The sequence below is a fragment of the Mycobacterium gallinarum genome, from assembly GCF_010726765.1.
Lineage (GTDB): Bacteria > Actinomycetota > Actinomycetes > Mycobacteriales > Mycobacteriaceae > Mycobacterium > Mycobacterium gallinarum.
Genome location: NZ_AP022601.1, coordinates 1,805,458 through 1,818,270 on the forward strand (window position 1 = coordinate 1,805,458; position 12,813 = coordinate 1,818,270).

Annotated in this window: 11 protein-coding genes; 5 read left to right on the forward strand and 6 right to left on the reverse strand. The window is 63.9% G+C overall.

Translation table 11 applies throughout. The annotated features are described in order from the left end of the window. Nucleotides 1-22: 22 nt before the first annotated feature. The 3 genes from G6N42_RS09000 to G6N42_RS09010 form a co-directional block, all read right to left on the reverse strand. A complete protein-coding gene (locus G6N42_RS09000; protein ID WP_163728709.1) occupies nt 23-1,756 on the reverse strand; it encodes an FAD-binding protein in 1,734 nt (577 codons plus the stop codon). Then, nucleotides 1,750-3,111 carry an aromatic ring-hydroxylating oxygenase subunit alpha gene (locus G6N42_RS09005; protein WP_163728713.1) on the reverse strand — a complete coding sequence of 454 codons (1,362 nt, stop codon included), beginning with the start codon at nt 3,109-3,111 and terminating at the stop codon, nt 1,750-1,752. Before G6N42_RS09005 ends, G6N42_RS09000 begins: the two co-directional genes overlap by 7 nt. A 100-nt stretch (nt 3,112-3,211) precedes the next feature. Next, entirely contained in the window at nt 3,212-4,276 is a 1,065-nt protein-coding gene (locus G6N42_RS09010; RefSeq protein ID WP_163728715.1) for an amidohydrolase family protein, read from the reverse strand. A gap of 23 nt (nt 4,277-4,299) precedes the next feature. On the opposite strand from G6N42_RS09010, the gene fadD1 reads away from it, so the two are divergent. Continuing rightward, nucleotides 4,300-5,877: a fatty-acid--CoA ligase FadD1 gene (gene fadD1 / locus G6N42_RS09015; protein WP_163728718.1), complete on the forward strand. Its 1,578-nt coding sequence runs from the start codon at nt 4,300-4,302 to the stop codon at nt 5,875-5,877. Nucleotides 5,878-5,940: 63 nt separating this feature from the next. On the opposite strand, the gene G6N42_RS09020 is transcribed toward fadD1, so the two are convergent. Genes G6N42_RS09020 through G6N42_RS09030 form a run of 3 tightly spaced genes read right to left on the reverse strand, consistent with a single transcriptional unit; the run spans nt 5,941 to nt 8,272 of the window. Then, entirely contained in the window at nt 5,941-6,168 is a 228-nt protein-coding gene (locus tag G6N42_RS09020) for a hypothetical protein (RefSeq protein ID WP_163728722.1), read from the reverse strand. Between the two features lie 51 nt (nt 6,169-6,219). Next, complete coding sequence (locus tag G6N42_RS09025) at nt 6,220-7,428, reverse strand: cytochrome P450 (RefSeq protein ID WP_163728724.1); 1,209 nt, start codon at nt 7,426-7,428, stop codon at nt 6,220-6,222. Nucleotides 7,429-7,438: 10 nt separating this feature from the next. Then, nucleotides 7,439-8,272 (reverse strand): mycofactocin-coupled SDR family oxidoreductase, encoded by an 834-nt coding sequence (locus G6N42_RS09030; RefSeq protein ID WP_163728727.1) that lies wholly within the window; start codon nt 8,270-8,272, stop codon nt 7,439-7,441. A 65-nt stretch (nt 8,273-8,337) separates the two neighbouring features. Between G6N42_RS09030 and G6N42_RS09035 the strand changes: the two genes are divergently transcribed. The 4 genes from G6N42_RS09035 (at nt 8,338) to G6N42_RS09050 (ending at nt 12,752) form a co-directional block, all read left to right on the forward strand. Then, complete coding sequence (locus tag G6N42_RS09035) at nt 8,338-8,934, forward strand: TetR/AcrR family transcriptional regulator (RefSeq protein ID WP_163728730.1); 597 nt, start codon at nt 8,338-8,340, stop codon at nt 8,932-8,934. 163 nt (nt 8,935-9,097) lie between these two features. Continuing rightward, nucleotides 9,098-9,526: an MmpS family transport accessory protein gene (locus G6N42_RS09040; RefSeq protein ID WP_163728733.1), complete on the forward strand. Its 429-nt coding sequence runs from the start codon at nt 9,098-9,100 to the stop codon at nt 9,524-9,526. Further along, nucleotides 9,523-12,432 (forward strand): MMPL/RND family transporter, encoded by a 2,910-nt coding sequence (locus G6N42_RS09045; RefSeq protein WP_163728736.1) that lies wholly within the window; start codon nt 9,523-9,525, stop codon nt 12,430-12,432. The genes G6N42_RS09040 and G6N42_RS09045 overlap by 4 nt, the downstream gene beginning before the upstream one ends. Then, the gene (locus G6N42_RS09050) at nt 12,429-12,752 is read left to right on the forward strand and encodes a DUF732 domain-containing protein (RefSeq protein WP_083127171.1); all 324 of its coding nucleotides are present in this window, start codon (nt 12,429-12,431) and stop codon (nt 12,750-12,752) included. Before G6N42_RS09045 ends, G6N42_RS09050 begins: the two co-directional genes overlap by 4 nt. The last annotated feature ends 61 nt before the right edge of the window (nt 12,753-12,813 follow it).

The window sequence follows — 12,813 nt, forward strand, 5'->3', positions numbered from 1 at the left end:
GCGGTGCATCAGCGCGCCGAATTCACCCGCGGGCGGCGTGGCGGGCGGCGACGTACCCGAAGATCATCGTGTTGGCGATGCTGCCGCCGGCGCCCAGATAGTTCCGGCCCATCACCGTCGCGGTGATATTGCCTGTCGCATAAAGACCTTCGATCACCTGGTCCTGCTCGTTCAACACCTGGGCGTGCTCGTTCGTGATCACTCCCCCGCACGTCCCGACGTCGGCGGGAAACACCCTGGTCGCGTAGTACGGCGCTGAGTCGAGCGGTCCGACCGCGGCGTTCGGCTTGTAGCCCGGGTCACCGAGGCAGACGTTGTACGCCGACTGCCCACGTCCGAAGTCGGGGTCCAGGCCCTTGGCGGCGAATTCGTTGAACCGCTTGACCGTCTGCTCCAACGCGTCGGCTGGCACGTCCATCTGCCGGGCCAGATCGGCGATCGTCGAGGCCCGTTTGACCGCGCCCTGTTCGATCAGCGACTCCGACAGGCTGCGCTTCTTCAGCGGATTCGCCCCCGACACGTAGCGCCGGACATAACCCTCGTCGAACACCTGCCAGCAGGGCACCGCCTTGTTCGCGTACATCGCTTTGCCGACTTCGACGTAGGAGTTCGACTCGTTGCAGAACCGCTTGCCGGTGCCGTCGACGTAGATCGCGCCGGGGCGCTGCCGTCCAGATCCCAGCGATGCTGCCCCGGGATCCTGAATGAAAACCATTGGCAGCCACCATGCTTCGTCGAGCAGGTCTGTCTTCGCACCCAGCGCCATTGCGGTTTGCAGTACCTCGCCGGTGTCGCCGGCGTTGGCGATCGACCACTTGCCCTCGTTGGGCTGGTCGCCGCTGTACCGACGGCGCATGTCGGCGTTGCGGCTGAACCCGCCGGCGGCGAGCAGCACACCCTTGCGCGCCTCGATGTTCATCGTCGTACCGTCACGCGTCACACGCGCGCCGACGACCCGACCGTCTTCGACGATGAGGTCGTCCATGGCGGTGTCAGTCCAAATCGGCGGCTCGCCGCTTCCTCCCACTGACGGCCCGCCGTCGCCTCCCACTGACGGCCCGCCGTCGCCTCCCACTGACGGCCCGCCGTCGAAGTTCATCAGCGCCTTCAAGATCTGCCCGATCAGCGACGCACCGTTGGTCAGGATTTCGCGGTTTCGGAGGCGGGCTGCCCTGGTGCGCAGGAACACTCGCATCGCGATCGCAAACGCCCGGGGCGAACGGTTGAAGTACTGCACCGCGCGCAACTCGTTGGTCTTGATGACGAACCCGTAGTTCTTGGCCATCGAGGGCTGGACCTTGTCACTCCAGTCCCCGAGCTGCGCTGCGTCATAAGGGATGCCCTCAACTGAGCGCCCGGCGGCGTTGCCACCCTTGTGATTCGGGTAGTAATCGCTCCAACCCGGGCACCGTACGAGCCGGACACCGTTCTCGACAAGCAGGTTGATCATCGCGTTACCCGCGGTCAGGAATGTCTCACGGCGCGCGGCCGACGACGCCTCCCCGATATCGCCGACCACGTCATCGAAATAGGCCAGACCGTCCTCGTGCGAGTCGGCAATTCCGCTTGCACGCATCAGCGGGTTGTCGGGCAGCCATACCATGCCGCCCGACATTCCGGTCGATCCGCCGACGAGACTCTGCTTTTCGACCACCAGCGGTTCGATCCCCGCATCGAGCGCGGCCAGGGCAGCAACCATTCCGCCGCCGCCACTCCCCGCTATCAGTAAGTCGACGGACGCGTCCCAATTCACCATGCGCGAACCTTCTCCGACAGCCCGAGCTCGACGACGGGCACGTCGATCGTCGTATTGGTGCGCTGTATGGCGGGCACCAGCTGGTCGTACGGCAGGCCGGCGAGAAAGCCATCGATGACTCGCTCGAAGTTCGAGATCAGGCCCTCGATTTGGTTGGACAGCCGCATGTACTCGAATCCTTTGGCGTGCAGCCCCTTCTGCTGCCGGGGCAGATTCGAGAAGTCCTGGGCCGGAATCATCGGCCAGCTCGGATCGTCGGGAGCCAGCGGCTGTGGCGCGGTGGGCTTACCGGGCGCTCGATCGTTCGGGTAGCGGGTGAGCGACCAGACCTCGAACAGCGTCTCCTCCGGCCCCAGCGGACGAATGCGATACGACGACGCACTGCTGTACTGAGGAAGGATGAAGTAGTGTGGGAAGCAGAACCCGATCGGGTCGATGACGCGTCGCCGCTCCAGATCGTTCAGGTCGGGAAAATCGCAGTCGCGCGCCCTGTGCCAACTGGTGACCGCATCGTTGACCGCGCCGCGCCAGGTCGCCATCGCTTCGGCAGGATCGTCCGGGAGCGACATGTGTTGCAGGCCTTCGGCAATGCGGATGTCGTTCTCGTGCGTCATACCGCCCATGCCGGACCCCAGCGTTCGCATGAAATACAGGCTCGCCTGCACCACCGGATGCACTGACGACGAATCCGGGCTGTACGCCGACGGCAACAGCTGTGGGTGCGTCTGCGGGACGTGGTAGCCCTCCATGAAGGCCGCTGTCGCCAGCTTCCAATTCACGGGGAGCAGGCAGGATTTCCACCACTCGGTGCGTAGCGCCTCCACCTTGAATTCGTCGTGGCGGGACCCGAACGGCTCGATGCAGTCACGCAGCGGGGGCGCATCGTCGTCGAGATTGATCCACGCGCATCCGCCCCACAGCTCGCACCGCACCGGCGTGAGAGCGAGATCGTCGGCGTCGAGGTTGGCGTCGTCGAACATCTCGGAACGCAATACGAAGGTGTTCTTGCCGTCGAGTCCCCAGCACCACCCGTGGAACGGACAGACGAAGCTGCGTCGGGTCCCGCTACCCTCGACGAGCTTCATGCCGCGGTGCCGACAGGCGTTGTAGTAGGCGCGCACGGTGCTGTCATCGACACGAACGACGATGATCGACTGGTCGAGGATCTCGTATTCGACGAAGTCGCCGGGTTTGGGGATCTCCTCGAGGCGGCACGCCATCTGCCAGACCCGCGGCCAGAACAGCTGCGTCTCGAGCGCATAGAAGTCCTGGTCGTAATACCGCTGCTTGGGGATGCGATCCACGCTGCGCACCGCCCACGGCACCGGCAGCGGTGTCCACTCCACATCGGTCATGCACTCACCCCATCAAGCACCCGCAGCCAGTTTTCCTATCTTAGCAAAAATAGCAAGACGGGCCTGAAGCGCACAGCAACGGAGTTGAGATGCCGGCGGTTCAGTTCAGGGAGTAGAACCGCTGAGCATTCAGCCCGCCGATTTTCGCGCGGGAATCTTCGCCGATATCCGGCCGATTTCTCAAATGCTCTGTGCTGTGCGGCCATTCACCATCCCAGTGGGGATAGTCGCTGGCGAACATGATGAAGTCGTCCCCGAGGACATCGATGACACCGGGCAGAATCGGCTCCTCGGGCTCGCACGTCGTCCAGATATTGCCCGCCTGCAGATACTCGCCTGGGTCGCGCTGCCAGCCGCCGTCGATCCAATGGCCGCGCTTCTCGAAGTGTTCGTGCAGCCGGTCGATGAAGAACGGCACCCATGCCACCCCGGCTTCGAGAAATGCGACCCGCAGGTCGGGATGCCTGTCGAAGACGCCGCCGGAGATGAGCGCGGTCATCGCCGTCATCTGGTCGAACGGGAAGCTCACACAATGCACCTGGATGTAGTTGGTGAACCGGTCGATGCCCACTTTCGGCAAGTGCATGCCTGGGGCGCCGTGGATGCCCAGAGGCATGTCGAGTTCGACGGCGGCGGCATAGAACGGATCGAGGTCCGGATGGTCGAGGTTTCGTGTCTTCAGCGCCGGCGGGACGTGGGTCGCGACGAGTCCGAGGTCCTTGGCCTCACGCATCACGTCGATCGCCGCAGCGCCGTGTTCGATCGGGGTCACCGCGATTCCGCGCAACCGCCCACCCGACGAGCGGCAGTAGTCGGCGATCCACTGGTTGTACAGCCGCGCGAAGCCTGCCGCGAAATCGGCGTCTTCCAGCGTCGGCACGCACAGTCCCAGGCTCGGGTACAGCACCATCGTGTCGATCTGGTCGCGGTCGGCGTCCCCGAGCACGCCCTCAGGAGATGAGTAGTCGATGCCCGGCGCCGTCGACAGACCGTGTTCTCGGGGACAGCCGGCGCCCGGACCGTCGGACTCCGGGTAGTTGCGGCCCTCGATGACGAGGGCTCGTCCGTCTTCTCGGGGCACGATGAGTTCGGGCCAGCGCCGCATCGCCTCGACCGCAAGCGAAGCCCCCTCGGCAACATGACCGTCGGCGTCGATGATCCTCATTGGTGGATGCTAGAACTACCAGCATGCCAAGCGAGACCATCCAGCAATTGCTGCGCGAACGTGCGACGTCGGACTCCGTTGCGGTGAAGTACGGCGACGCCACGTGGACTTGGCGTGAACATCTGAGCGACGCGTCGGCCCGCGCCGCCGCACTGCTCGCCGTCGCCGACTACGACCGCCCCCTGCACGTCGGCGTCCTGATGGGCAACAGCCCGGAATTCTTGAACCAGATGGCTGCCGCGGGCATCGGCGGCTACGTGCTGTGCGGCATCAACTCGACAAGGCGCGGCGATGCGCTGGCGGCCGACATCCGGCGCGCCGACTGTCAGATCGTGGTGACCGATGCCGAACATCGGCCGTTGCTCGACGGTCTCGACCTCGACGGAGTGCAGGTCCTCGACACCTCGACCGACGACTGGGCGCGGATGCTCGAGTCCGCCGGTGACCTCGAGCCCTTCCGCGAGGTCGAACCGATGGACACCTACATGTTGATCTTCACGTCGGGGACGAGCGGCAACCCGAAGCCCGTGCGGGTGTCGCATTTCATGGTGTTGATGTCGGGCCAGGCCCTCGTCGAGAAGTTCGAGGTCTACGAGGACGACACGTGCTACCTGTCGATGCCGCTGTTCCATTCCAATGCGTTGGTGGCGGGCTGGGGCGTGGCGCTGGCCAGGGGCGCGGCGATGGCGCCCGCGAAATTCTCGGCGTCGAGCTTCGTCGACGACATCCGCCGCTACGGCGCCACCTACATGAACTACGTCGGCAAGCCACTGGCGTACATCTTGGCCACGCCCGAACAACCCGGCGACGCGGAGACAACGTTGCGCATCGCGTTCGGCAACGAAGCCAGCGACCGGGATATCGAAGCGTTTCAGCGGCGCTTCGGCTGCACGGTGTGGGACGGCTTCGGCTCTACCGAGAACGCCGTCATCATCACCCGTGAGGAGGGCACGCCGAAAGGCTCACTCGGCAAAGGGTTTCCGGGGGTGGCGATCTACAACTCCGAGACCGTCGCCGAATGTCCGCCGGCACAGTTCGACGCCGACGGTGCGCTCATCAACGCCGACGAGGCGATTGGTGAACTCGTCAACACCGACGGGCAGGGTTTCTTCACCGGTTATTACAACGCCGACGATGCGACCGCCGAGCGCATGCGACACGGAATGTACTGGTCGGGCGACCTGGCCTACAAGGACGCCGATGGGTGGATCTATCTCGCCGGACGCAGCGGCGACTGGTTACGGGTCGACGGTGAGAACATGGCCGCCGCCCCGATCGAGCGCATTCTCATCCGGTTGCCCGAAATCAACCTGGTCGCCATCTACGCGGTGCCCGACGAAAGCGTGGGCGATCAGATCATGGCGGCGATCGTGCTCAACGACGGCGCCACCCTGACACCCGAGGATTTCGAGGCCTTCCTGGCCGCGCAGTCCGACCTGTCGCCCAAGGGTTGGCCGCGGTATGTCCGTATCGCGCGCGAGTTGCCGACGACCGCGACGCACAAGGTGCTCAAGCGCGAACTTGCGGCGCAGGGCCCCACCGCGGGTGACGGGGAACTCTGGGTCCGCGAGCCCCGAGGCACCCGTTACACGCGCGTCTAGAACGCGATTTGTGCACGCTTACGAGCGCTCACCGCGCCTAATCGTGCACAAATCGCTCGGAGGCTAGTACTGGCCGAGCGGGCGGCAGAAGTTGGTGATCGGGTTCCAGTACTGGCCGGGCGCACAGTTCAGCGGCACCGCGTTCTTGCAGGAATTAGAACCCGGATCCCAGTACTGCCCGGGCGGGCAGTTGATGGGTTGGGGCTGTGCTGTCGCGCCGGCTGCCGTTGCTACCGCGAAGATCGGAGCGCAGAGAGCCGCGACGATTGCCGAACGAAGTAACTTTGACATGCTTGTTTTCGTGCCCCATAACGGGCGTTTTCAAACCGACTGCAATCCCGGTCAGCCCACGACGATTCGCAGCTTTTCCCAGCCGCGAACGGTCGATGTCGGTGCCAGCTGAGCGGTTTCGTAGTCGATGCCCCACTCCGGCCACCGGTTGAGCAGCTCGTCGAGCGCGACACGTCCCTCGAGCCGGGCCAGGTTGGCGCCCAGGCAGTAGTGCAGACCCTTGCCGAATGTCAGGTGTGAACCGCTGCGGTGGATGTTGAACGTATCGGGATCCTCGTAGCGCTCCGGATCGCGATTGGCGGCCCCGAAGAGCAGCAGCATCGCGCTGCCGGCAGGCACCGTTTGTCCGTAGGCCTCGAAATCCTTTGCCATGTAACGGGCTACGTGCGGTCCCGTCGGCTCGAAGCGCAGGGTCTCGTCGATCGCGGGGATCAGCAGCGACCGGTCGTCCGCGATCTCGCGGCGCTGATCCGGATGCTCGGCCAGCACCTTGGCCAGCCAGCCGATGAGCCTGCCAGTCGTCTCGTTGCCCGCGCCCGCGACCACCTGTGTGTAGTGCAACACCTCCTTGCGATGCAGCTTGCGCGTCACGCCGTCCTCGTCGGTGAACTCGACGTTGAGCAGCGCCGTCATCAGATCGTCGGACGGGTTTTTCGACCGCCACTCGACGTAGTCGGCGTACATCCTGCCGTCGGCGATCGCGTCGGCCTTGGCGACCTTCATCGGCGCACCCGGTTTGGTCCGCAGGTTGGCGTCATTGCGGTCCCGGAAGCCGACCTGATCGGATTCGGGGATGCCCAACAGCATCCCGATCACCCGCATCGGCATCATCGCGGCGAGTTCGGCCACGATGTCGAAGCTCTCGGAACCAACAAGGGGGTCAAGGCAATTGATGCAGTAGTTGCGGATCTGATCCTCGATCTCGGCCATTCGCCGCGGCGTGAAAACCCGCGACATCAACCCGCGCAGCATCGTGTGGATCGGCGGGTCCTCGAACATCATCACGCCCTTGGGCATGTCGAAATCCGACTTAACCAGTTCGAGGATGTCGCTACGCTGATTGGAGAACGTCTCCCAATTGTTCAGGGATTTCTCGACGTCGACGTAGCGCGACAGCGCCCAGAAGTCGTAGCGCTCGTTGTAATAGAGCGGCGCCTCCTCGCGCAGCCGCGCATACGTCGGATACGGGCTCGCCACGATCTCGACGTCGTAGGGGTCGTAGTACACCTGGGTGTCATTGGCTGGATTTTTCAAGGCCACGTCTACTCCCCTATTTCAGAAGGCTGCCGGCGTCGACGGGCAGGGTGACGCCGGTGATGTATCGGGCTTCGTCGGAGGCCAGGAACAGCACCGCGTTGCTGATGTCGACCGGCTCGACCCACGGGATCGGCAGGAAGTGGAACGATTGGCAGATCGGCGCCAGGTCGTCGGGGCCCGGGTTCTCCAGGTCGGGCCGGAACAGTTTGTACGTGGGCTCGTTCATCAGCAGCGGCGTGCAGACATGGGTCGGGTGCACGGTGTTGACGCGAATGTTCTTGGCGCCCAGTTCGACTGCGAAGGTCCGCATCAGGCCGACGACCCCGTGTTTGGCGGCGATGTAATGGCCGACCTGAGGGTAGGCCTTCGTGCCGCCGACCGAGCTGGTGATGATGATCGAGCCGCTGCCGCCGGCCAGCAGGTGCGGCACCGCGGCCTTGACCGTCTTCCACACTCCCCCGAGGTTGATGTCGATCGTCTCGTCCCAGATGTCCTCGCGCATCTTGTGCAACTTGACGCCGGTGGTGCCGATGCCGGCGTTGGCGACGACGATGTCGAGCCCGCCGAGCTGTTCGACGCCGCTGTCGAGCGCGGCCTTCAGCGCGTCGTAGTCGCGGACGTCCACCTCCGCGGTCACGATGCGACGATCCAGATTCTTCACCATGTCCGCGGTCTCGGCGAGGTCCTCGGGCGTGGCGGCGGGCGCCGTCGAGTCCTCGAAGCCCCGGCAGATGTCGATCGCGATGATGTCGGCGCCCTCCTGGGCCAGCCGCACCGCGTGACTGCGGCCCTGGCCGCGCGCCGCGCCGGTGATGAACGCGACCTTGCCGTCTACCCGACCAGCCATCCAGACGCTCCTCGATTGTTGGGCGACCCATTGTTGGGCGATCGCCCAACATCTAGACTGCGGCCATGTCTAGCAGCACCACAGGTGAGCGGTCAAGAGGTGGACGCACGTCGGCGACTCGCGATGCGCTGATCAAGGCGACTGCCCAAGTAATGCTCGAGGAGGGCTACGCCGCGGCGACGTCGCGGCGGGTGGCCGCGAAGGCCGGCGTCAAGCCCGCGCTGGTGCACTACTACTTCCCGAGCATGGACGATCTGTTTCTCGCCGTACTGCGTGACGGCGCCGAGACCAATCTCGAGCGCCAACGCCAGGCCCTCGCCGATGACGAACCCCTACACGCCCTGTGGCGCCTGAACAGCACCCACGGGGCGCGGCTCTTCATGGAGTTCATGGGTCTGGCCAATCACCGCAAGGAGATCAGGAGTGAGATCGCGGCCTATGCCCAGCGATTCGGCGACGTCGAGGAAACCGCGGTCACGCTGGCGATGCGCGCCCACGGTATCGACATGGAGGCCTTTCCGCCGGTGGTGATGTCTATGATCGTCACCAGCCTGGCACGGATTGTGTTGCTGGAGCGCGGGCTCGGCATCACCCGAGGTCACGACGAGGCCGAAGCCTTCATCACGCGGTATCTGGAGCAATTCGAACTGCCCGCATTGTGACGCCGGTCACACCACCGAGACGGGGGTGGGCAGCAGCACAAAAACTTGAGATAACCTGTGCCGGGTGAGAACTTATACGGGCTAAGTTACGCACACTGATGACAGCGACGGATACGGAACTCGAGGGCGCATATATGGGTGGCACGGGTCGGGGGCGATCGGCATGATCGGCCTCGCCAAGAAAGTCTGGATCCCGATTGTCATCGTGATCGTGGTGGCCGTCGCAGGGTTCACCGTCCACCGCATCCGGACCTTTTTCGGTGCTGACGGCATCATCGTCACCCCAAAGGTCTTCGCCGACGATCCCGAGCCCTTCGACCCCAAGGTCGTGCAGTACGAGATCTTTGGGACCGGCTCATACGCGGACATCAACTATCTGGATCTGGACGCCAAACCTCAGCGCATCGACGGCGCCGGGTTGCCGTGGTCACTGACGCTGCAGACCACTGCGCCGTCGGCGGCCCCGAACATCGTCGCCCAGGGCGACGGGTCCTCGATCACGTGCCGTATCACCGTCGATGACGAGATCAAAGACGAAAGAACTTCGAACGGCTTGAACGCACAAACCTTCTGCTTTGTTAAATCCGCATGAGCGCGCCCACGAACGAGACACCAACCGACGCGTTCCCACGCCCCAATCACGCTGCGAGGCCGTTCATCCCCCGGATGATCCGCGCCTTCGCCATCCCGATCATCCTGGGCTGGATTGCCGTGATCGCCGTGCTGAATGTGGTCGTGCCGCAGCTGGAAACGGTCGGCCAGATGCGAGCGATCTCGATGAGCCCGGATTCCGCGCCGTCGATGATCGCGATGAAGCGCGTCGGGTCGGTGTTCGAGGAGTTCAACTCCGACAGCTCGGCGATGATCGTGCTGGAGGGCGACAAGCCCCTCGGCGAGGACACGCGCGCCTACTACGGCGAGATGGTCAAGAAGCTCGAAGCCGACACCAAGCACGTGCAGAGCGTTCAGGACTTCTGGAGCGATCCGCTGACCGCCGCCGGCGCGCAGAGCAACGACGGCATGGCCGCCTACGTCCAGGTCTATCTCGCGGGTAACCAGGGCGAGGCGCTGGCCAACGAGTCGGTCGAGGCCGTGCAGAACATCGTCGACGGCATGCAGCCACCACCGGGCGTCAAGGCGTTCGTCACCGGTCCGGCCGCGCTGGCCGCCGACCAGCACATCGCCGGCGACCGCAGCATGCGCATGATCGAGGCCGTCACGTTCACGGTCATCATCGTGATGCTGTTGCTCGTCTACCGATCGATCGTCACCGTGCTCTTGACGCTGGTCATGGTGGTGCTGCAGCTGTCGGCGGCTCGCGGTGTGGTGGCCTTCCTCGGTTACCACGAGATCATCGGCCTGTCGACGTTCGCGACCAACCTGCTGGTGACGCTGGCGATAGCCGCCGGTACCGACTACGCGATCTTCCTGATAGGCCGATATCAGGAGGCGCGTGCGGCCGGCGAGGACAAAGAGCAGGCCTTCTACACGATGTACCACGGGACGGCCCACGTGGTGCTGGGCTCCGGCATGACCATCGCCGGCGCCACCTTCTGTCTGAGCTTCACCAGGTTGCCGTACTTCCAGTCGCTCGGCGTGCCACTGGCGATCGGTATGACGGTCGGGGTCCTGGCCGCACTGACGCTCAGTGCCGCGATCATCACCGTGGCGAGCCGGTTCGGCAAGACGCTCGATCCGAAACGCGCGCTGAGGGTGCGCGGATGGCGCAAGATCGGCGCTGCCGTCGTGCGGTGGCCCGGCCCGATCCTCGTGGCGACGATCGCCCTGTCGCTCGTCGGGCTCTTGACCCTGCCCGGGTACCGCACCAACTACAACGACCGCAATTACCTGCCTGCGGACCTGCCCGCGAACGAGGGCTACGCGGCGGCGGACCGGCACTTCTCCCAGGCCCGGATGAATCCCGAGCTGCTGATGATCGAGAGCGATCACGATCTGCGCAATTCCGCCGACTTCCTCGTGATCGACAAGATCGCCAAGGCGGTGTTCCGGGTTCCTGGCATCTCGCGCGTGCAGGCGATCACCCGGCCCGACGGTAAGCCCATCGAACACACGTCGATCCCGTTCCAGATCAGCATGCAGGGCACCACCCAGCAGATGAACCAGAAGTACCTTCAGGACCGCATGGCGGACATGCTTGTCCAGGCCGATGAAATGAATAAGACGATCGCGACGATGGAGAGGATGTCCGCCCTCACCAAGGAGATGGCGGCAACGACACACTCCATGGTGACGAAGATGAAGAGCATGACTGTCGATGTGGCCGAACTGCGGGACAACATCGCGAACTTTGATGACTTCTTCCGGCCGCTTCGCAATTACTTCTACTGGGAGCCGAAGTGCTTCAACATCCCGGTCTGTTGGGCGCTGCGGTCGATTTTCGACACCCTTGACGGCATCGACATCATGACCAAGGACATCCAAGAGCTGATCCCCGATATGGAGCGCCTGGATCAGTTGATGCCGCAGATGGTCACGTTGATGCCGCCGATGATCGACACGATGAAGACCATGCGGTCCATGATGCTGACGATGTATGCCACGCAGAAGGGCATGCAGGATCAGATGGCGGCGATGCAGGACAACTCGTCGGCGATGGGCGAGGCATTCGACGCGTCGATGAACGACGACTCGTTCTATCTTCCGCCGGAGGTCTTCGACAACGCCGAATTCAAGAAGGGCATGGAGAACTTCATCTCCCCCGACGGCAAGTCGGTGCGGTTCATCATCGCCCACGACGGCGATCCGATGACGCCAGAAGGCATCGAGCGGATTGATGCGATCAAACAGGCGGCCAAGGAAGCCATCAAGGGCACTCCGTTGGAGGGGTCGACGGTCTACCTGGCCGGCACCGCGGCGGTGTTCAAGGACATGTCCGACGGCAGCCTGTTCGACTTGATGATCGCGGCGATCGCGTCGCTCGGCCTGATCTTCGTGATCATGTTGATCATCACCCGAAGCGTGGTCGCGGCCGCCGTGATCGTCGGCACGGTGGTGATCTCGTTGGGCGCCTCGTTCGGGCTCTCGGTGCTGATCTGGCAGCACTTGATCGGCATCGAATTGCACTGGATGGTGCTGGCGATGTCCGTGATCATCCTGTTGGCGGTCGGCGCCGACTACAACCTGCTGCTGGTGTCCAGGCTCAAAGAAGAGCTTCATGCCGGCATCAACACCGGCATCATCCGGGCGATGGGCGGCAGTGGATCGGTCGTGACGTCGGCCGGCCTGGTGTTTGCTTTTACCATGATGTCAATGGCGGTCAGCGAACTCACAGTCATCGGACAAGTCGGAACCACCATCGGACTGGGCCTGTTGTTCGATACCCTTGTGATCCGGTCGTTCATGACACCGTCCATCGCAGCATTGATGGGCAAGTGGTTCTGGTGGCCACAACGAGTGCGAGCACGACCGGTGCCGTCGCCGTGGCCCAAACCGCCACGGCAGATGGCACAGGTAGGCCCGGAGGGAGGACAGCAGTGAAGCGTTTGTTAGCCGGAATCGGTGCCGTCGCAGCAGCATTGGTGCTTGCGGCGCCCGCGCACGCCGACGTGGACACCGATTTCACGAACGAGCTGCACATCTACGGCATCTACGGGCAGAAGGACTACAACGCCTGGATCGCCAAGATCACCTGCAAGCGGTTGAACAAGGGCGTAGACACCACCGCGGCCCAGTCGGCCAAGTTCGTCCACGATCAATTGGTGAAGGACACCACCACCGAGCAAGCGTGGCAGTTCCTTGGAGCTGGTTTGCGCCTGTACTGCCCCGACAAGCTGCCTCTGCTCCAAGCCGGGCAGTAGCGAGGAGAACGAAGTGTTACGCAAAGTGAGCATTGCGGCTGCCGCGCTGAGCTGTGCCGCC

Coding starts and splice junctions, on each gene's coding strand:
- G6N42_RS09000 (WP_163728709.1), bottom strand. CDS start 1,756: ATGGTGAATTGGGACGCGTCCGTCGACTTACTGATAGCGGGGAGTGGC.
- G6N42_RS09005 (WP_163728713.1), bottom strand. CDS start 3,111: ATGACCGATGTGGAGTGGACACCGCTGCCGGTGCCGTGGGCGGTGCGC.
- G6N42_RS09010 (WP_163728715.1), bottom strand. CDS start 4,276: ATGAGGATCATCGACGCCGACGGTCATGTTGCCGAGGGGGCTTCGCTT.
- fadD1 (WP_163728718.1), top strand. CDS start 4,300: ATGCCAAGCGAGACCATCCAGCAATTGCTGCGCGAACGTGCGACGTCG.
- G6N42_RS09020 (WP_163728722.1), bottom strand. CDS start 6,168: ATGTCAAAGTTACTTCGTTCGGCAATCGTCGCGGCTCTCTGCGCTCCG.
- G6N42_RS09030 (WP_163728727.1), bottom strand. CDS start 8,272: ATGGCTGGTCGGGTAGACGGCAAGGTCGCGTTCATCACCGGCGCGGCG.
- G6N42_RS09035 (WP_163728730.1), top strand. CDS start 8,338: ATGTCTAGCAGCACCACAGGTGAGCGGTCAAGAGGTGGACGCACGTCG.
- G6N42_RS09040 (WP_163728733.1), top strand. CDS start 9,098: ATGATCGGCCTCGCCAAGAAAGTCTGGATCCCGATTGTCATCGTGATC.
- G6N42_RS09045 (WP_163728736.1), top strand. CDS start 9,523: ATGAGCGCGCCCACGAACGAGACACCAACCGACGCGTTCCCACGCCCC.